Source organism: Calidithermus chliarophilus DSM 9957 (assembly GCF_000430045.1).
Taxonomy (GTDB): domain Bacteria; phylum Deinococcota; class Deinococci; order Deinococcales; family Thermaceae; genus Calidithermus; species Calidithermus chliarophilus.
Genome location: NZ_KE387028.1, coordinates 29,552 through 48,961 on the forward strand (window position 1 = coordinate 29,552; position 19,410 = coordinate 48,961).

The 19,410-nt window shown below is 68.6% G+C and carries 13 protein-coding genes; 10 read left to right on the forward strand and 3 right to left on the reverse strand.

The window, feature by feature from the left end; translation table 11 throughout:
- Positions 1–54 precede the first annotated feature (54 nt).
- Both MEICH_RS30360 and MEICH_RS26450 read right to left on the reverse strand, forming a co-directional pair.
- Complete coding sequence (locus MEICH_RS30360; protein WP_245587740.1) at positions 55–294, reverse strand: hypothetical protein; 240 nt, start codon at positions 292–294, stop codon at positions 55–57.
- A 404-nt stretch (positions 295–698) separates the two neighbouring features.
- The gene (locus MEICH_RS26450; RefSeq protein WP_051304422.1) at positions 699–1,403 is read right to left on the reverse strand and encodes a single-stranded DNA-binding protein; all 705 of its coding nucleotides are present in this window, start codon (positions 1,401–1,403) and stop codon (positions 699–701) included.
- A 144-nt stretch (positions 1,404–1,547) separates the two neighbouring features.
- Between MEICH_RS26450 and MEICH_RS0121625 the strand changes: the two genes are divergently transcribed.
- The 10 genes from MEICH_RS0121625 (at position 1,548) to MEICH_RS0121675 (ending at position 18,528) form a co-directional block, all read left to right on the forward strand.
- Positions 1,548–2,771, forward strand: coding sequence for a hypothetical protein (locus tag MEICH_RS0121625; RefSeq protein WP_027894343.1), 1,224 nt, complete (start codon positions 1,548–1,550; stop codon positions 2,769–2,771).
- 9 nt (positions 2,772–2,780) lie between these two features.
- Positions 2,781–2,978: a hypothetical protein gene (locus MEICH_RS0121630; RefSeq protein ID WP_027894344.1), complete on the forward strand. Its 198-nt coding sequence runs from the start codon at positions 2,781–2,783 to the stop codon at positions 2,976–2,978.
- Positions 2,979–3,014: 36 nt separating this feature from the next.
- Positions 3,015–3,269, forward strand: coding sequence for a hypothetical protein (locus MEICH_RS0121635; protein ID WP_027894345.1), 255 nt, complete (start codon positions 3,015–3,017; stop codon positions 3,267–3,269).
- A gap of 1,373 nt (positions 3,270–4,642) precedes the next feature.
- Positions 4,643–6,391, forward strand: a complete 1,749-nt coding sequence (locus MEICH_RS0121645; protein WP_036219983.1) for a hypothetical protein — start codon at positions 4,643–4,645, stop codon at positions 6,389–6,391.
- Complete coding sequence (locus MEICH_RS0121650) at positions 6,391–8,559, forward strand: DISARM anti-phage system protein DrmE domain-containing protein (RefSeq protein WP_027894348.1); 2,169 nt, start codon at positions 6,391–6,393, stop codon at positions 8,557–8,559. Before MEICH_RS0121645 ends, MEICH_RS0121650 begins: the two co-directional genes overlap by 1 nt.
- A 542-nt stretch (positions 8,560–9,101) precedes the next feature.
- Positions 9,102–11,771, forward strand: a complete 2,670-nt coding sequence (locus MEICH_RS0121655) for a helicase-related protein (protein ID WP_169730723.1) — start codon at positions 9,102–9,104, stop codon at positions 11,769–11,771.
- Positions 11,758–13,533, forward strand: a complete 1,776-nt coding sequence (locus tag MEICH_RS0121660) for a hypothetical protein (protein WP_027894350.1) — start codon at positions 11,758–11,760, stop codon at positions 13,531–13,533. Before MEICH_RS0121655 ends, MEICH_RS0121660 begins: the two co-directional genes overlap by 14 nt.
- Complete coding sequence (locus MEICH_RS0121665; RefSeq protein ID WP_119279633.1) at positions 13,530–14,234, forward strand: phospholipase D-like domain-containing protein; 705 nt, start codon at positions 13,530–13,532, stop codon at positions 14,232–14,234. The genes MEICH_RS0121660 and MEICH_RS0121665 overlap by 4 nt, the downstream gene beginning before the upstream one ends.
- 270 nt (positions 14,235–14,504) lie before the next feature.
- On the forward strand, positions 14,505–14,672 hold the full coding sequence (locus MEICH_RS29025; RefSeq protein ID WP_157202965.1) for a hypothetical protein: 168 nt from the start codon (positions 14,505–14,507) through the stop codon (positions 14,670–14,672).
- A gap of 472 nt (positions 14,673–15,144) precedes the next feature.
- Positions 15,145–18,528: a VPA1262 family protein gene (locus MEICH_RS0121675; RefSeq protein WP_245587743.1), complete on the forward strand. Its 3,384-nt coding sequence runs from the start codon at positions 15,145–15,147 to the stop codon at positions 18,526–18,528.
- A gap of 294 nt (positions 18,529–18,822) precedes the next feature.
- On the opposite strand, the gene MEICH_RS26455 is transcribed toward MEICH_RS0121675, so the two are convergent.
- Positions 18,823–19,410 (reverse strand): tyrosine-type recombinase/integrase (locus MEICH_RS26455; protein ID WP_157202977.1); only part of this gene is annotated, 588 nt, incomplete at its 5' end.

Below are 19,410 nucleotides of genomic sequence, written 5' to 3' on the forward strand. Positions count from 1 at the left end.
AAGCGAACAGCCACTCTACCGCCTCCAACGCCCGGGCTTGGTTGGCCCTCAGGCTCAGCAGGTAATCCCCCCCTTAGCCCGGATGGCTTCGGCCACCCGGGGGTAGAGGAAGCCCGCGTCGGCCACCACCACCCGACCGGCTAAACCCTCCAGCCCCATGCGCTCCAGCAGACCCAGCAAGGCCTCATCCTCCCGCCCACCGACTCGGGCCTGGGCCAGGCTGTGGCGGGCTTGCTCACACCACAGCTCCACCACCCGCACCACCGGGCTCTCGCCTTTAGCACTCCCCCGCAAGACCTTGCCATCCGCGACCAGGGCAGAGGTAGTAGCGGTAGAGGTAGGGAAAGAGGCGGGAAGGGGGAGTTCGGGAAAGACCTGTTGCAGGGCTGAACCCAGCGCTTGCGGGTCCAAGCGGCGGATGAGCTGGGCGATTGAGCTGCGTCCTGGGGCCTTGCGCAAGCCCAGGGGCTTACACAGGAAGGGATTGGCTTGGGCAAAAGCGGGCCACACCCCGCAGGGAGTCCACCCGGCACACAAAGGCCACCAGCACCAATGCCACCACCCCCCACAGCGGATAGCGCCGGTTCTGGTAGCGTGGATCGTCCAATGAGGCTAAGGCTTCGCGTAAGTTCATGCCTCTATCTAGCCTCAACCCTGAATAACGGTCAAGTCTGGTTCTTCCGTCTGGTCCTGCGGGGCTACGCGGCAGGCGGGTCGGCCGACCCGCCTGCGGGGCGCAGCAGCGGGATCACCCGGGCTACCTCCACGCGGGTGGCGTAGCGGCGCTGCCCGTCGGGGGCCTCCCAGCTCTCCCCGACCAGGCGGCCCTCCACCAGCAGCGGGCAGCCCTTGCCGCACTCCTTGAGCAACCCCCCCGCCCCGTTCCAGGCCACCAGGTCGAAGAAGTGGGCCTTCTCGTGGCCCTCCTTTCCCCTGCGGCCGGGCACCCACTCGGTGACGGCGAGGCCCGCCTTCACCGGGCCCCGCTCGCCCTGCTCGGGGTCGCGGGTGAGGTTGCCCACCAGCGTCACCCGGTTCACCGCCCCCTCGCACAGGCGGGGGTTGTCGGCGGAGTCGGCGTCGAGGTGCTCCAGGGGCGGGGTGAAGACCTCCAGCGCGGCGGCCTTGACTTCTACCCGGCTGCGCTTCTCCCCGTCGGGGCCCTCCCAGCTGCGGTACTCCAGCTGGCCCACCACCACCGCCCCCGCGCCGGGGGCCAGCAGCTCCGCCAGGCGCTCGGCCCGCTTGCCGAGGTGAACTACCTGGTGGTACCAGGCGAAGCGCTTATCGCCCACCGGGTCCACCCCGGCCAGGGTGACCTCGAGCAGGGGGGTGAGGTTCTTGCCGATGTTGCGCAGCTCGCTGCGCACCACGGCGCCGATGAGTTTGACTTGGTTCACCATAACTACCTCCTATCTGTTTTAAGACTATCACTCGAGATTTCTAGAAGCAAAAGGCGGCCATCCTTGCTGTTATTATCCGATCAAAGTTTCATATGGCACAACATCGCAATTCGGCGATAAGATGCGGGGGATAGGAGGTGTGGGATGTTGCGATTCGACCCGCTCAACGGCGAACTGTGGCTCTGCGAACGACGGGTGTGGGGCCCGGGCGAGGAGCGGCCCGACGAAGCCTTGCTGGGGTGGCTGGACCGGCACCCCGTGCCCGCCGAGCTGCCCGCGCAGCTGCGCGCCCGCCTGCGCTGGTGGCGGCAGAGCGAGCGGCCCTACCAGCCCTTCCCCTCGCTGCCGTGCGAGGTCAGCCCCGAGCACGAGGGCTGGGAGTGGGACCTGCTCCAGCGCCGCTGGCTCTGGGCCCGCTGGCCGCACGCCGTGCTGCCCGCCGGCATGCCGCTGCGGCAGGTCTACTGCTGGGGCGAGTGGGGCCTGCTGGAGGGTGCTTCGATCCTGCTGTACCGCCGTGGGGAGCTGCTCCACAGCTTCCCCTCCCACCACGCCCTCCTGCCGGCCGACTGCCCGCCGCAACTGGCCGAGCCCCTGCGGCAGGAGCCCTTCGCGCCCTGGGCCGCCACGGCGCAGGGCTTTGAGGTCAAGAGCGACGCCGTGCAGGAGCTCGTCAAGCGCCTGGCGGTCTGGTCGCTCGACCCGCTCTTCCGCTGCGGGACGCAGGACGAGGTGGAGGAGGTCCCCGGCGCCATAGTCCTCCGGCGCGGACGGCTGCGCTGGCTGCTGCTGAAGGGGCGCACGCTGGAGGTGGGGGGTGCGCCGCTCGAGGAGCTGAGCCCCTACCTGGGCCCGGTCGGGCCCCTCAGCGATCTGTGGGCCAAGGACCGGCCGGGGGTCAGGCCCCCGCTGCAGCGTGTGCTCGCGCTGTCCGAGCGCTACAAGGTGGTGGTGGGCCCGCGCAGCGGGCAGTGGCTGGAGGAGGGGCGTTGGCGGCGGCTGTGGTCGGCGAGCGACCTCGAGGCGCAGGCGGTGGCGGCCTTCCTGAGGGCGCACCCCCACGACGTGGCCGCGCTGGCGCTGCTGGCGCAGTGGATCCCCGCCACCGCCAAGGACGGCCTCACGAAGCTGCTGGCGCGGGCGGTGGGCTGCGCGGGCCGGGCGCCCACCATGCGGCAGCCGTTGGCCTGGACCCGGCAGGGGCTGGTCTACCTCGCCTACGGCGAGGGGCTGGTCGCCCTCACCCCCCAGGGGGCGCTGGGCCTGGGCCCCATGGGCGAGGAGGAGACCCCCCTCGAGGCCCTGCGGCGCCGGGGCTACCCCAGCCTGGAGGCCGCGCTGGTCGCGGCCCGGCTGGCGGCGCTGTGAGGTGGGGCAGTGGGGCAGAGCGCTTACGTCTTCGCCCTCGAGCGCCCCGCGAACGCGCGCATCCGCGTCACGCTGCGCACGCATGAGTACCGGCATCGCCGGGCCGCTGGTGCGGCTTCACTGGCCGGGCGGGTGCAGGAGTGGGCCGTGCGGCTGGAGTGGCACGACGGCGAGAAGGGGGGGGTTCAGCGTGAGGGAGTACATTGAGGAGTACCTGGCCGCCAAGGCCGAAGGGAGGGAGGCATGGTAGGCAAGAGCACTCAGGCCGCAGGGCTGGCCTCGGACTACCTCGCCGCGCACGCGGAGGTGCTCGAGCAGCTGCCCGAGCGCTTCCAGCTGGTGGGGATCGATCTCGACTATCCCCGGGGGCTGGCAGCGGCCCTGCAGCAGCCCCTCGACCCCGCCGAGGGCCCGGCGGTGTACGCGCTGGTGCGCGGGGAGCGGCTGGTGGCCCTGCTGACCCCCGGGGGCGGGCTCGGGGTGGAAGAGGCCGCCTGAGGCACGGCGAAGGGACGGCGGGGGCCCAAGGCCCCTGCCCTCTCTTGGATCTGGGGGTCGGACCCGGAGTCCGGCCGCCTCCCGCTACACTGGGGGTATGCGGCAGGTCGATCATGCCTTGCGTAGGGTTCGGGGTGCGGCTCAGCTAGTCTGGGCGGTGGCCCGGGCGGCCGCAGCCGTGGCCCTGAGTGGGCTGCGCCGTGGTTTTAGCGCAGCACTTGTCGCGGTGTGGCGGGAGCTGCGGCGGGGTGGGCGTCGGCGCCGCTGACCCCGCTCCTCGCCCCGCTGGCGTGGGTCCTAGCCCGCTGCGGTCATGGCCGGGCGCTGGCCGAGCTCTGGGGGCTGGCGAGCCCGCTGGTACTGCTCGGTGGGCTGGGGGCAGGCCTGGCTTTGGGGGGCGTGGCCCTCACACTCAGCACCCCCGGCGGGCGCCTCCGCTGGGCTTCTGAGCTGGTCCGCGGGCTGGAGGTGGCCGCTTGGCGTGCCGTGTCCGGGGCCGCCGCCGTGCTGGTCGCGCTGGGCGGGGGGTTGGTGCTGGCCTGGGGTGCGGGCGCTGAGGGCCCGCTGGCCCGGGCGGGACTGGTAGGCACGCTGACAATCTGGGGGTATGCCCACTGCTGGGATGCTCTGCTTAGGGGCGTTTGGCGGCTGTCAGGGGGGGTGCGGCGCCCTAGCACGGCCCTACGCCTTGCCGGGGCAGTCATAGGCCTGCTGGGGGTGTGGCTGGTGGTCGCGGCGGTGGCCCCACTGCTGGGCCGAGCGTAGGCACTACGGCTGGTGCAGCCGCACGGCGGATGAATTCGGCGGTGGCAGTGCTCCCTAAGGTGCTGCGTGGGCCCAGAGCCCTGTGGACAGAGGGTTTGGCCTGGGCAAAGCGGTCCGCGCCGCGCAGGGAGTCTACCTGACGCACGAAGGCCACAAGCACTAAAGCCGTCACCCCCTACAGCGGATAACGCCAGTTCCGATAACGCGGGTCGCTCATCAAGGCTAAGGCTCCTGGCAAGCCTATGCCTCCATCAACCCTCGACCGCTAAATGGCGACCGGATCTGCCCACGGTGGCAAAAAACCCATACCAAGTAGGAATCGTGATAAAGTTTCCATAATCATGCCGCTATTTCTGGCATCTCGTTTCCTGGAAATGGCAGTTGTGAGGCTACGGAGCCCTATCCTCCGGTCGAAGGCGGCGCAACTGCGTGGAGCCGACGAGGGCGGAATTCGGTCTTGTCCGCTCATCCACACGCACTTCAAAATCCGTATCTGCACCTTGGCAAAGGGTATAATCGGGGCAGCAGGTAGACAAGCGGCGGGGGGTGGTAGCCCGTTCCGGACTCACGTACCACCCGCTGCTTTCCCAATTTGCTGAGGTGGCCGGGTGGCAAGCATCATCACCGCAATTGATTGGCCAGCGCTCAGCGCCTGGGTGGAGCAGGAGACTCGCCGAAGGGAGCACCACAACCCGGCCATCTCGGTGTTTCGGTGGTGGGCCCGGCGCCCCCATAGCCTGATCCGGGCTTTGCTCGAGGCTGCTCGATCTCAAGGGGTCCGCTACGTAGCGGACCCCTTCAGCGGCGGCGGAACGGTGGCCCTCGAGGCTGCAGCTTCAGGCCTGTCCGCGTATGCGCAGGACCTGTACCCATGGCCGGTGTTCGGCCTGCAGACGGCCCTGAGCCAAGCCGATCCTGAGCGGCTGCGCGTAGAGGGGGAGCGCCTGCTGCGTCACCTCGACCCACTCCGCCGGTATTACCAGCGGGGGGATGGCCGGGAGTTGGCGGGCATCCTGCGGGTGAGGGTCGTGCGCTGCCTGGGATGCGAGGCCACCTTTCCGCTCTATCCGGAAGGGGTGCTGAGCAAGGTGCGGCGCAACGGGAACGAGGCGTATCACGGCTGTCGCCGATGCGGTAATGTCTCCCTCGAGGCCCACTGCGCTTGTGGCTATGAGCCCCCTGTCACCCCGGCGGGCAAGGAGGCTTGCCCCCACTGCGGTGCGGTCAGCGCCGTCTCAACGGCTGGCTGGACAGCACCGCTCGTACTGGAGGAGGAAAACGGCCGGGTACTGGTGCGCCCGGCCGTGGAGGGCGACCCGGTAGCCTTTATTCCGGCCAGCAGCAGCTTTCCCCAGCTGAGACATTCCATCAAGGCCGGGCTGGAGACCCGGCGGCTGCACAGAAGCGGGTTACAGTACTGGGGGGACATGTACAGCGAGGCTCAAGCGGCGGTGATCCTGGAGGGGCTCGACTACCTGAGGGAGCGCCGGATGCCTGCCGGGGTGCGCAACCGCCTGGCCCTGGCGGTGCTGGGACTTGGGGAAATGGGCGCCCTGCTGGCCCGCTGGGACCGGCTCTACTGCAAGGGCATCGAGGGTGTGGCCAATCACCGCTACGCCATCCCGCCCGTTGCCTTCGAGGCCAACCCGCTGGCGAGCGTCGGCCGAGGTGTGCTCAGACGGCGCCTCGAGGCTGCTTACCGAGCCGCCGACTGGTACCAGGGGCTGGAGAACAAGGGGCGTGTCCGGCTGGTCGCGGGTAGCAGCGAACGACAGGCCCTAAAGCGAAGGGTCGTGGACTTGGTACTCACGGATCCTCCCTACTTTGACGACGTGCAGTACGGGGAAATGGCCCGGCTGTTTCACTTCTGGCTGGGTCAATACCAGCCGATGTCCGTCAACGAGGAGCGAGAGGCGGTGCCGAATCCAGTGCGCGGCATCAGCGCCGCAGGCTACGCTGAGCGACTCGAGGCGATCTTCAAGGAGTCACTACGCAGCCTGCGCAGGGGAGGCCGGATCATTTTGAGCTACCACAACCGTGAACTCAGGGCCTGGGAAGCCCTGGCCAGTGCCCTGCGCGCAAACGGGCTGCGTTTGCGCGCTGCCGCGGTGGTGCTCGCGGAAAGCGCCAATGACCACTCCAAGCGCGGTACGCAGGCCCAGCTCTACGACGCGATCCTGGAGCTCGAACCGGGATACGGAGGAGGGGCGGAAGCGGTCTGGTGTCCGGAAGATCCCGTTGCCAAAAACCTGTTCGCGGTAGCTTTGGCGCTGGGTGAGACCCTAAAGGGACAACCCTTGGCTGAAAGCTACGTTGCCCAGTGCGCGGCCCTTGGAGTAGAGCCTTCGATTTGCTGATGTGGGGGATTGCCCGGGACAATCTGATTGACGATGCCCTCCTGCGCCGTATCTACCCGCGGGGCTTCGACATCTATGCCCGGTTATCCAGCGTGCTGGGGCGGCGCGCCTGGGAGCGGAGCCGGCGCCTGATCCTGATGGACTCCGCCCGCCCGAACCCCCTACCCCAAGCCCTGGCGGTAGGCCTGTTGGTCGCCGATTTTTTCCACCGGGAGAAGTACTACTCCCCATACTTGAAAGGCAACCTGCTTATCGTCACCCGCCAGGTAGGCCAGTTGCGAGAAAGCTTGCGCGAGTTCCGCCTGGGAGAGGCGGGGGACAGTCTGGAGCGCTTCTGGGAGATCCGCACCCTCTCCCGCTACCATCCGCCGGGCAGCCGGCCGGCGATCTACCTCGCCAACCCCGGCTGGCCGCTCGAGCACCCCTTCGCCGCTGTAATCGTCGATGCCACCGATCCCCGGGCCTTGGCTCGCCTGGAGGACCTTCCCTTCAGCCACTACCTAGCCGTTACCCCGCCACTCGATGAGGCCAGGCTGACTCGACTGGGCGCGTCGGCTGTGCTATGGGACGAGACGGCCAAAGCATGGGTGGCCCGGGAGTTCGATGGGCGCGAACGCCCCGAGCCCCTAACCCCATCGCTGCCCCACCGCTGGGTAGAGGTGATTGAAGACGCCGAGCTAGACGAGGTTCTTTGGGCGGCTTACCAGCAGCTGGCCGAGGCTCAGGCGACCTTCGAAGGGTTTTTCCCCCTCCGGCAGGCCTGGGGCTTGTTCCACCAGCTGCGCACGCTCAGCGTGCCGCTGTACCGGCTTGAGAGCCTGCGTAAGGACGGGGGACGACCCACCCTGCGCGACCGCCTGGCCTCCCTCGAGCCGGAAGCCCCCTCCCATCCAGTGCAGCGCCTGCTGTGGCGACGGGTGCTCGATCGACTGAGCGAAGCCTACGAAGCCCTGCACCAGCGCGATCTGCCACCTAAGTTTTTCGCTCTCGTGGAGTGGCTGGAGCAGCGCAACGCGGAGCGGCGATCCTGTTGGGTGGTAGCCACCACCCGGGCTGAGGCAACCCTACTGCAGAGCCTATGCATGGCCGTCAGTCCTCGGCAGCTGTTCATAGGCTTCGGAGGCTCTGCCGAGGTGCTGTGGTCCAACGAGGAGGAACGCCGGGCAGCACAGGGGTTGGGACCGGAGGAACGGTTGCTGCTTGGCTACCGCAGCGCTAGCCAGCGCTACTTGGACCTGGGATCGGCCAAGATAGCGGTCCTAGCCTACCCTTTCGAGGCACGCATCGAGAGCTATCTCTACGAACAGCGTCAGCGTTGGCTGGAACGTCTGGTAACGGCGCGCGGCCAGGTCCTGCATTCCCTGGGCCTGAAGCCCCCTTCTCCGCCAGACTTCCCCGCCGCCAGGTTGGATTTTTCCCTACGGACAGCGGTGGTCCAGCCCCTAAATGTCCTGACGGAGGAGGTACCGCAGCTTGATCTGCACGCCTTGGCAGAGTATCAGGCAAACCCGCGGGCCGGCGGGAACCGCGGCCCGACAGCCGAGGAGATGGAGGTGGAACTGGAGGGCGGGCTGATCCTCTACCTGCCCAGGACCCGGTTGGTCACTCTGTTCGTGCCCGGGCAAGGCCAGGTGGAAAAGCCCGCGCAACAGCTACAACCCGGCGACCGGATAATCATCTTCGTCGACGGCGTATACGATGACCTTTTCGAGCGCATCAGCGAAGCCTTGCAGCCGCTGGTACGGGTGGAGGAACGGCTGTACTTGGAATTGTGGGAAGCAGCCAAGCGAGCCCTGCAAGCGCAGTATCCCAACCTGGCGGAGTTGCACCGCGAGCTGGCACGTCGCGGCCTGGAACGTGACCCCACAACGGTACGAAGCTGGTTTACCCAGGGGCAGACCCTTGCCCCCCAGCAGTACGATGACTTCCTGCTTCTGACCGGTATCATGGGGCTCCCCGAGACTCTAAAGCGCCCCCAGCTGTGGCAGGCCATCGAGAATCACCGCACGAGGCATCGCCAATTGGGCCGGCTGCTGCACCGAGTGCTGGAGAGCATCGTCAGCGGCAGCGGGTACGAGGGGTCGTTGCGGGAAGCGAGGCAGCAGGGGATATCCCTGGAAGAGTTGCTCAGCGCGGTGGATGTGAGGAGGGTAGTTCGACGCTCATGAGCCAGATCAGCTACAACGACGAGATCAAGCTGGTGGATCACCTGACGCGGGTGCTGGAGCACCGCCTGGCGGGACGTGACCCGAGACGTCATGTGGCACGGCAGCCGGTGGACGTATGCCAGCTGGGCGTGCTGGCCCCTTATGACCCAAACGCTGATACCTATAAGCAGCCCAGCAGCCTGGGGCTGGAGTTCATGGTGCACGACGGAGAGCCGGGAAGCATCGAGGTCGAGGGCCAGCTTGCCTTCTACGTTCGGCGGCTGCCCACGCTGGCCGAGCAGCAGTCCGTCGCTGGCGAAGCGAGCGGAGGCGGAGAGGGTACCCTGGTCGAGGTCATTGAGCGCTGTGATCTATCCTTTGGCCCACTGGAGCTCCCGCTCGCGGACGGGGATGACCGCGGGCACATACAGCAGTTGCTGGACAAAGCAACCCAGTCTCTGGCAGCGCGAGCCGATGCGTGGCGCGTGATCGACCGCAGGCCCTCGGTACCCGCGAGCGCCACAACCTCAGCAGAGGCTTTCACCAAGTGGTTGCAAGGAGCCTTGGAAAACAGGCCGCTCGACATCCCCCCCCTTAAGGTGCGCCTGCAAGTGGTGGCCCGGCACTATGGGGACCGCAAGCGCGTCACGGTATACCTGCGCAACGAGACCCCCCAGGGCGACAACCCCACCGAGAACAACTACCGGATCATCGCGGACGTGCGGTTGCGGGTGCGCGTGCAGGGCACGCTGGTCCCGGTGGAGATCCTCCCTGTGGCCGAGGATTACCAGTTTGACCGCAACGTGTGGGTAGTCGGAAGGAACTGCGGAGCGCTGCGGGAGGGTAACTGCTTGACCACCCGCTGCCTGGCTATATACCGCCAGAAACGCATGACCACGCGCTCTGAGCCCCCGGCCCCCTTTCAGGATCTGGCCCAACGCCCTCTCGAGGTGCTCCGGGGCATCCACGAAGCCATGCGGGCTTACGCCCAATCCTGGGAGCAGGAACTGGACCGCAGAGGGTATACCGGCGAGTTCGCCGAGGCGGCTCGGGCGGACCTGCGGCAGTTCCGCGAGGAGATCCACCGCTTCGCCGCCGGATTGGCCGCTCTCCGGGCCGACGCCCGACTCGAGCAAGCCTTCACCGCCATGAACCGGGTCTTCGCCCGCATGTCCCCTTACCCCAGTTGGCGGCTGTTCCAGATCGTCTTCATCGTCAGCCAGCTGCCCGCCCTCGCGCTGCGCGAGGGGATCACGGCAGGCGAGTGGGCTGGGGAGCGCTACGAGTGGGCCGACGACCTGGAGCGGGCGGTGGTGCTGTGGTTCCCCACCGGCGGCGGCAAGACCGAGGCGTACCTGGGTTTAGTCTGCACGGCCATGCTCTACGACCGCCTGCGGGGCAAGAGGCTGGGGGTCACCGCCTGGCTGCGCTTCCCCCTGCGGATGCTCTCGCTGCAGCAGTTGCAGCGAGCCATGCGCGTGCTTTACGGGGCGGAGCAGGAGCGGTTGGCGCTGGGCCTCGAGGGGGACCCATTCCGGCTGGGCTACCTCGCGGGCAGGGGAAACTCGCCCAACCAGCTCGACGACGCCGAGTTGCAGCGCTGGAGCCAGCCGGGCGAGCGGGAGAAACTGCGCCTGGTGCCCAACTGCCCAGCCTGCGGGGGGCTTGACACGGTGGAAGTGCATCCCCAGGCTGCCCGGTTGTGCTTCGAGCACCGCTGCCGGCAGTGCGGATACCAGCTTCCACTGGACGTGAGCGACGCCGAGGTGCTGCGGCACCAGAGTACGGTGGTGGTGGGCACGGTGGACAAAATGGCGGCGCTGGCCCATCAGCCCGCGCTGAGCATGCTCTGGCAGGTGCGCAGGCGCTGCCCGCAGCATGGGTACTTCCTGGACAAGTGCCTGGTGAAGAACTGCTCCGTAAACAGCCGGCAACTGCAGACCGTAAACACCTACGACCCTGGGCCAAGCTTGCACATCCAGGACGAGCTCCACCTGTTACAAGAGGAGCTGGGGGCCTTCGCCGGGCACTACGAGACGACGATCCGCTCCCTCGAGCCCAAGCCCGCCAAAGTGCTGGCCGCCACGGCGACCATCGCCGGCTACGAGCACCAGCTCAGGCACCTCTACGGGGTCCGGCACGCGGTGCGCTTCCCCGGTCGCGGGATGGACCGCTACCGCACGTTCTACAGCGAGGTGGCGCGGGATGAGGGGCAAGAAAAGATCGCGCGGGTCTTCCTCGCGTTCTGGAGCCGCCCCCACCCCGCCGAGAGCTCGGCCTTGGTGCACCGCATCCTTCTGGACGAGATCAAGCAGCTCGCCAGCGACCCTTACGAGCTGAGCGCCGTGGTAGGCCGCACCTTGAGCCCAGATGAGGCCAGCGCTTTGATCCAGCTCTACTCCACCTCGCTGGCCTACGTGGGCAGCCGGGCCAACGGCAGCCGAATCAAGGACGCCCTGGAATCAGGGCAGGTCTTCCGGGTGGAATACACCCACAACAAGTCCACCCCGGCCCACATCGCCCAGGTGGTGAGCCTGATCGAGCACCCGCCTCCGTTTGGGTCGGAAAGCTTCCTCAATGCGCTGGTGGCCACCAACATGATCAGCCACGGGGTGGACCTCGAGCGCATCAACCTCATGACCCTGGACCGCCTGCCGGGCACCGTTGAGGAGTACATCCAGGCCTCAAGCCGGGCCGGGCGGCAACACGTGGGCCTGGTGGTGGTCATCCTGGCCAGTTATAATCTGCGCGCTTCCAGCGTGTATAGCCGCTTCGTGGAGTACCACGACAACCTCGAGCGCATGGTGCACCCGGTGGCCATCAACCGCTTCGCCCGATTCGCCCTGCACCGCACCCTACCCGGGGTGCTGGCTTCGGTGCTCCTCGGGCGGAGTCGCTCCGGTGTGAACAGGCTGTGGGAGCGGGAGGGTGCCCGCCAATACCTGTCGCAGCAGCGGCTGCAGGTGCTGAGGGAGCTTAAGGAAGCCTACTGCCTGGGGGCAGGGGTCTATCCGCTCGACCTCGAGCAAGCCATGGCGGTCGTGTTGGAGGAGGAGCTAGACCGATTGCAGGTCACGCTTTCGAGCAGCCAGGAACGGTACCTGACGAAGGCCATCCACCCGATGACCAGCCTCCGCGACGTTGAGGAAGGGGTTCTGGTCAACCTGGCAGCAAGCTACTCGGTCGAGGATGCAAAGTGGTTCACGCGGGGGGGGGCTGATGGAACGGGGTAGGACACAAATCCTGTACAACTTTTTGCCCGGGGCGCTGGCCGAACATGAGGACTTCGGCATGAGCCGGGTAATAAGCGTGGAACTGGATCCCCAGGTAGACGTCAACCAGCGGGCGCTGTTGAATCTTGTTGACGACTACGTGAGGCGCTGGGAGTTCGACGGTAGGGCCTTCCATCAGGGTTATCCCACCAACCGGCTGAATCCTGCTGCTTTTGCGATAGGGCGGCCAAACCGCGTGCTGATGGAGCCCTTCCCCAGCAGCTTCAGTTGCGCGCGCTGCGGCTATACCGCGAAGCTGGTCAGCCTCAAGCGGAGGAGGGCTCGTCCTGGGATGTGCCCGCGCTGCCAAGGCGCGCTGGGACGGATGACGGTGGTCCAGGTCCACAACTGCGGCGCGCTGCAAGAGCTTTCTTTCCCCGATGAGTATGACTCGAGGTACCGCGGCCACGATCTCCGGTTATTCAACCCAGGACGTACCCGCGATGCCCGTTGGTACTCCCTGACTTCGAGTAAAGAGCTTGGCGGGTTGCGGATGTGGCCCTGCGATTGCGGGTACAGCAAAGCAAAGCCCGATGAAAAGTTCCAGCGTCAGGTGGAGGCCAAGGAACCAACCAACCACCTCGCACACGTGCTGCCGTTCCTCAATTTCGACAAGGAGCAGGAGAGCCTGCTCATCAGCCTAGAGAAATCGAGTGAGGGGTTGTTGCTGGCCAAGCTGTGGGGTCTCCTGCCGGGCAAGGTGCGGGAGGTTTTGGCCAAAAAGCAACCCAGCCCCGAAGTCCAGCAACTCCTCGAGGAGCTACGACAGGTGGCGCCAGAGCGGGCACGGGCCATGGAGGCTCTGATGAAGGACGACCCTTCCTCACAGGCGCTTTCCGAGGTGAGTCGCCTCACTGCAGGTGCCATCATCGGGCCGCCGAGCCGTCACCTGGTGGAGCACGCCATTCTAGAAGACACCTCCGAGCTCACCACCCCCGCGATGGCAGCGGCCCGATGGAGCACCCTGGGCGGGTTCGATACCGGGTCCTACTTGCAGGAATTTGAGCAGGTGAGGGGGCTGCTGGGGTTCGGCAATGTCCGGCTGATCAGCAACTTCCGTATCGCACTGGCTGCAATAGGATACACGCGGGTTTCCCGCGATCCCCAGCGCAGTATGCTGCGGGCCTTTCCTGCGGTTGACGGAAAGACTCCCATCTACTGCGTGCCCACTGAAACTGAAGCCATCTGGTTCCAGCTAGACCCCACGTCCGTGCTGCGTTGGCTGGTGCGCAACGGTTTAGCACCAAAGGAATCCCAGGGCGCTGAAGCTTGGGCTGAGCTCTGGCGCCTTGGCCTGCGGGGCGGGGCTTTCCACGCCTCACAGGATGAGGCGCCCACCCTGGTGTACACACTGCTTCATACCATTTCCCACCTCATGATGCAGCACATCGTCTGGAGCGGCTTCGCCCCGGAGAGTATCGGGGAGTATCTGCTGCCCGAGACGCTGGGCTTGATCCTCTATGCCAACCGCTACGCGGCCAGCAAGATCGGCGGGTTGACCACCCTCTTCGAACAGCAGCTGCCCTACTGGCTGGAGGAGGTCCACCAAGACGGCCGTAACTGCATCTACGACCCGCTGTGCGCCGAGGAAGGGGGTAGTTGTGTAGGCTGCACCCACCTCGAGCACAACTGCATCGACTTCAACCACCGTCTGAGCCGCCTGGTGCTGTACGGAGGGAGCCACCCGGTGTACGGCCAGCTGCGAGGGTTCTGGGAGCCATGACTTGGTCCTCCGAAACCCTACGCCTGTTGGGGGCAGCACTCTGGAGTCGGTTGGGCCAGCCGGTCGCAGCCAACGACCTACTGTGGGCGGATAGCCTTTTAGGGGAAGGAGGATATCTTTGGCTCTACGATGCCCTGCAGCGTCACGGTGCCTTAGAGGGCGGGCGGTTGCAGGCCCAGGGGCTGGCCGCGTTCCTGGGGGGCTATGCGGATCACAGCGACCTTCTCTGGACACTCCCCAACCGGGAGAGTAGCTACGCAGCAGCCATCCTGGAAGCTATCGCCAGTGCCGAGCAACACCTGTGGCTGGTAAGCCCTTACCTGGAACAGCAGGGCATGGCTCACCTCGGCGACGAGCTTCTGAGGGCACTCTGGCGTGGGACTGCCATCTCAATCATCACCCACGACGCCCTCGAGCCGGGGAGTCCCCAGGCTAGGGCGCTGGCCCGGCTGCAGCAAGAGGCGCTGCGCGTACAGGGAACGCTGGCTATCTACAGTGCTCAGATGGAGAAGGGCTTGTTACACGCCAAGATCGTGGTGGCGGATCGGAGATGGGGAGTGCTTGGCAGCGCGAACCTAACCGATCCCGGGCTCCGCTGGAACGTGGAGATCGGGCTGCGCTTTGGCGAACAGCATGCGAGAGCTGTGGTTGCCCAACTAGAGGCGCTGTGCCGAGAAACGTGGCTGGTGCGCATCGCGTAGTCTGAACCCCAATACGCCCATACCCCGGGCCCCGAGCTATGTGGCCGCGACCTACGGCTGGGGGTGGCCCCTTCCCGCAAAGGGGCTGTGCGCCCGGAGCCAGAGGGCGCGGATTCGTCCCCTGGCTGCATCGATGGCTTCCGCGGGGGTCGGCGCCCCGAGACTGACCTGGCCCACTGGCGACCAGGAGGCCGGGCGCCAGCGTGAGCCCTGACTGCCCCCCGTTAACACCGCCGCCCCCCGCCCCCATAACAAGGGTGGAGGACGACGATGGCACGAGCACGAGCCGAGATCGAGCCCCGCGGGAGCCTCAGCCTGGCCGAGGTGCGCGAGGAACTCCTCGCCACCCTGGACGAGCACGAGCGCCGTGAACCCCGCCGAGGGCGGCGGTGGGCGGGCTGGGAGGAGCGCCGGTTGGCCCTGCTGGAGGCCTACTGAGCGCTACGGCGGCTGGAGCTGCTGGCCTGGCGCGGGGAGTGGCTGGCGCTGGCGGGGGCCGAAGCCCCGCCGTGAGGGCCGGGTCCCCGGCTCGAGAGGTGATCTCGTGAGGAACCCCTCGCTGCCTCTGCCGTTTCTAGTACCCTGGCCCTGCTGCTGGCCGAGTGTCCCCGTCCGGGTCGAGAAGCCCTTCAACGCCCTCGTCATGGCCGAGGACCCCGCCGGCCCCCGCAGGCTCATGGTCGTGCAGCATGAGGTGGAGCCTTTCAAGGCCTCCCTCAGGCGTCAGAACCCCTCCGCGCCCGGTCCCTCTCCCTGCTGGCACCGGGGGTCCAGGGCAGGCGTGCTTCCCGGAACGGCCGCCTGCCCCCGGACCCCGACCGCCGGACCTTGAACCCCACCACCCGGTTCCCGGATAGTGGGGGCCATGGATCAGGACCACGCCCTCGACGACCTTCGCACCAGCCCGTACATGAGCCGCCTTTCCGGGGAAGCGACCTGCACGCTCACGCTGTGGGTGCTAGCCCCGAAGTCTGCGCCGCAGCCGGCCCCCCGCCTGGCGTACGGCCACGTCGTCCCGGCGCCCCATGCCCTCACTGGCCGGTGGGGAAAGGCGGATGTTGAGGGAGACCCCCGCCTGGTGCGGCTGACCCTCCACGCTCCCGCCGAGAAACTGTGGCGGCTGACCCAGCGCCTCCGGGCTGGCGAGAACCTTCAGGCCGCCTGCGCTGCGGCCGGTCTGCCCACCCCGGACCCCCTATACGGGTGGCTGGTGCTGGCGGCGACCCCGGAGGGAGCCCGCCGCGCTTACCGCTGGCGCCCAGTAGCCCTGCTGGGCTGCGTGGGCGATGCCAGCCGGGGGGAGGTCCGCTTGAGCTACGTGCCGGAGGCGATCACGGCCACGGGGGCCCTAACCTGCGTGGATAAGATGCGGCTGTGCAGGGAGGCCGGCCTAGGTTGGCAAGGTCTGCGGAGGGTCCTGGAGGTGCTGAGCTCCGAGACCGGGCTCGACTTCCGCGGCCGCGACGCCGGGCGCCTGGGCGACCTGGAATTCCTCGACGCCACAGGGGTAGACGACCAGGGGAAGCCCATGGTGAAGGCCGAGACGGTGCGGGTGCCGCTCGACCCGGCCACCCTGGAGCCGGCGAGCGAGGCCACCGACCGCACCCTGACCTCGGTACGGCGTGTCACGGTGCGCCTGGAGCCGGAGGCACTCGAGCCCGGCTCCCAGGTGCTGCTGGGCTGCCGGCTGCGCAGCGGCGGTGAGGTGATCCTGGCCGAGGCCGTCGAGGCTACCGTGGGCGAGGGGGGGCTCGAGGAGCCCTTCACGGCGCCCGGCGAGGTCGACGGGGTCGATGTCGCGGTCTGGCAGCAGCAGGACGGTCGCTGGCGCCTGTGGTACGAGGCGTCCTGGGGAGTCATCCAGCAGATCAACGTGACGATGGCCGTGCCCGCAGGCCGCGGGGTCATCGAGTCAGGGTGGACCCGCGAGTACGGCAAGCCCGGGTCGCGGGCCGCAGCCCCTACCCGGGCCGCGGCGGCGTTCGAGCAGGTGACCTACCAGCCGGCGGTGGTGGGCGACCCCGGCCGGTCCCTCGCCCCCTGGGTCCCTGCCGCCGCGGAGGCCCGCCAGCTCGCCGCACGGCTGTTCCCCGAGCCGTCGGGCGCCCGCTGGTTCGCCCACGACTGGAGCGACAAGGACGCGCCGGGCTTCGTCGATTTCGTCGACTGGTTCAAGGGGCTCACCGCCGACCCGGCGGCCTCCCGCGTCTTGCTGCTCGACCCCTACTTCGACGACTTGGGCGTCGAGTTGCTGGCGAGGGCCAGGTCCCAGAACGCCGAGTACGAGGTCCTGACCTGCAGCCAGCAGCGCGGCGACGGCGACGGGGCGGAGGAGGCCGCCAACGCCGAGCCGCCGCGGGCCCGGCGGCTGCTCGCGGCGGCGATGAAGCTACGGAAGGTGCTGTCGGGCCTACGGGTGCGCGTCCTCGACCTCCGCAGCGTCAAGGGGGGCAAGCAGGGCCTGTTCCACGACCGCTACCTTCTGGTCTACGGACCGGACGACCAGCCGCTGCGGGGATTCAACCTCTCCAACTCGATCCAGTGGCGCCACGAACGCTACCCGCTGCTCGCCACACCGATCCCCGCCGACGTACTGCCCGACGTCGCCGAGTACGCCCGGCAGCTACGGGAGGCCCAGCCGCCCGCGGTGCACGAGGCGAAGGTGCTCACGCTCTACGACACGGCGCAGGCCGCGGCTGCTGCTCCCCCTCCGGAGAACCACAGCCGTCGCGAGCTCGCTTGGCACCGCCGCTTCTACGCCGCACTGCTTGGCGACTCGTCCCTGGGGGCGCTGGAGGAGCCAGCGCTGTACCAGGAGCTACACCGGCGCGGGTTCAACCGCTCCCCCGACGCCCACGACCCCGACCTAGAGCGGGTGGCCTCCGGGTATTCCGCCCTCGCCCGCCGACTAGAACAGGCGGGCGAGGGGGAATTTGCCGAGCTGTGGAGCGCGCTTCTGGGCTTCCTATGCACCGTCAACGGCCCCGAGACCGTGTTCGACGCGGTGGCGGCCCACAGCTCGGGGCTCGGGGATCGGCTGGAGCGCTTCCTGCTGGGGGCCACAGGGCTCGACGCGCCGATCGGCAGCCGCGGATGCCCCCAGGGCCTCCAGGAGGCCGGGTGGCTCGTCCTTTTCAAGGACCCGGCTCCCGGCCTTGGGCACACGCGGTTGCTCGAGCCGGTGCCCGGGGCCTGGGGGATCCGCCTCACCGCACAGCTGCTCCTCCGGCTAGACCCGGAACGGGTGGTGGGGGCCCTCGAGGCCATGCACGCCAGGGCGTGCAGCATAGAGGTGGCCAACGCCGATGGCGCCGACGAGATGATCCTGTGGGTCCGGGCCGTACTGTCGACGCTGCACCGGGCCCTGGAAGTCCGGCGGGACGACGCACTCATGCGTGCGCTGCTCCGCAGCCCGGTGCCCCTGCTGCGCCGGCTCGCCGTGGGGCACCTCGCCCGCGCCTGCGCCGAGGCGCCCTACCCGCGCTACTCCGCCGAGGAGGCGCTCACGCTGTTGGACGCGGCCCCGGGCGCGCCGGCTCGGGCTGAGCCAGCGCTGGAGTGGCTCGACTGCCTGCTCGCCGAGGGCGCCGGGCAGCGCGAGCACCCCCGCGTGTCCGGCCTGCGGCGCGCGCTCTTCGGGCGGCTCACGGACACCCTCCCCGACCAACGCGTCCTCGAGGCGGTGGACAGGGCGCTCAGAGCCCTCGAGCTCGAGGGCCGCGAGGCGGGGAGGGCCGCCCGCCTTCTGCAGGAGGAATGGGTGTCCGGTCTGGTGGAGGCGGGGAGGCTCACGCCCGACGAGGCCGCCGGCCTGTGGCAAGACCGGCTCGTCGGGCGGCTGAAAGACTGGCTTCGCGGGCCGCGTGCCGGTGAGGGGTGGGGTGGCTCGGACCGCTTCCGCCGCGGCCTCGACGACGAGCTCACCGAGGCCGCGGCGGCGGCCCTGGCGGGGGCAGGCCTGGCCGCACTCGACCGCTGCGCCGCTGAGCTCGAGCCCCTAGTCAAGAAGGCGCGGCGGACCCTGGGCAGGCCCTGGATCCGGGCCAAGGACCACAGCGCCTTCTCCCGCGCCCGGGGGGTACTCGTGTGGGTTGACCTGCTCCTGACCCGGGTCAGGCTGGCCGGGGTCGGAACACTGCCGCCGGGTTGGGGGCGGCTCGAGGAGGCCCTGCAGCCGCTCCGCGCGGCCTTCTGTACCGAGGCGCTGCACGACCTCGGCGCGCTCGGGGAGGCCTACGCCGCGGCACGGCGCCAGCTGCCGGAGTGTTCCGATCCGGACACCCTGGAGGCCTAAGCCCCCGCGGGCCGGCGGGGTTCGGGCCAGACCCGGACATCCCCCGCGGGATCCGCCCGGTTTACCCACCGCCCTGGTCCCGTGGCTACCCAAACCCCGAATCTCGCTGCTGTGGGTAGCGGCGGTGAGCGACCGTGGCCGCTTCGCCTGCCTGGCTGAGGTCTGCTCCGAAGACCCCTGCGACACACCTACAACAGCGGCATGCTCCTGGTGGCCTTCCGTAAGGTGCTGGCGGAGGGGGGGCGACGTCGGGCCGTCAGACCGTGGGGCCACGGGGTCACGGGGCCGCGGGGGCTACGGCAGGCGCGGCAGCTTGCGGGCGGCCTCGGCCAGGCGGCCGGCGGTGGCGTGCAGGTAGATCTGGGTGGTGCTGATGGAGGCGTGGCCCAGCAGGTCCTTGACCGCGTCGAGGGCCACCCCCGCCTCGACGAGCGCGGTGGAGTAGGCGTGGCGCAGCTTGTGGGGCGTGGCGCGGGCGCGGTCGACCCGCGCGCGCTGGGCCAGTCGGGCGAAGGCCTTCTCCACCCACGAGGCCGAGGGGACCCGCCCGGCGTGGGCGGGCTTGGCGGGGTTGGCGAAGGCGAAGAGGGGGCCGCGGGCGCGGGAGGGCCGGGGCGGGGCCAGCCACTCGGCCAGCGCCTCCTGGGCGGTGGGGGACAGCGGCACCAGCCGCTCCTTGTCGCCCTTGCCCACCACCCGCACCGCCGCGGGGAGCTCCCCCTCCCACACCAGCCCCTCCACCCGCAGCGACAGCGCCTCCGACAGGCGCAGGCCGCTGCCGTAGAGGAAGCGGATGAGCGTGGACAGGAGCCGCTCCTCCCGCTCGGCCCGCGTGGCCTCGAGCAGCCGGGCGATCTCCTCGCGCGAGGGGTAGCGGGCCAG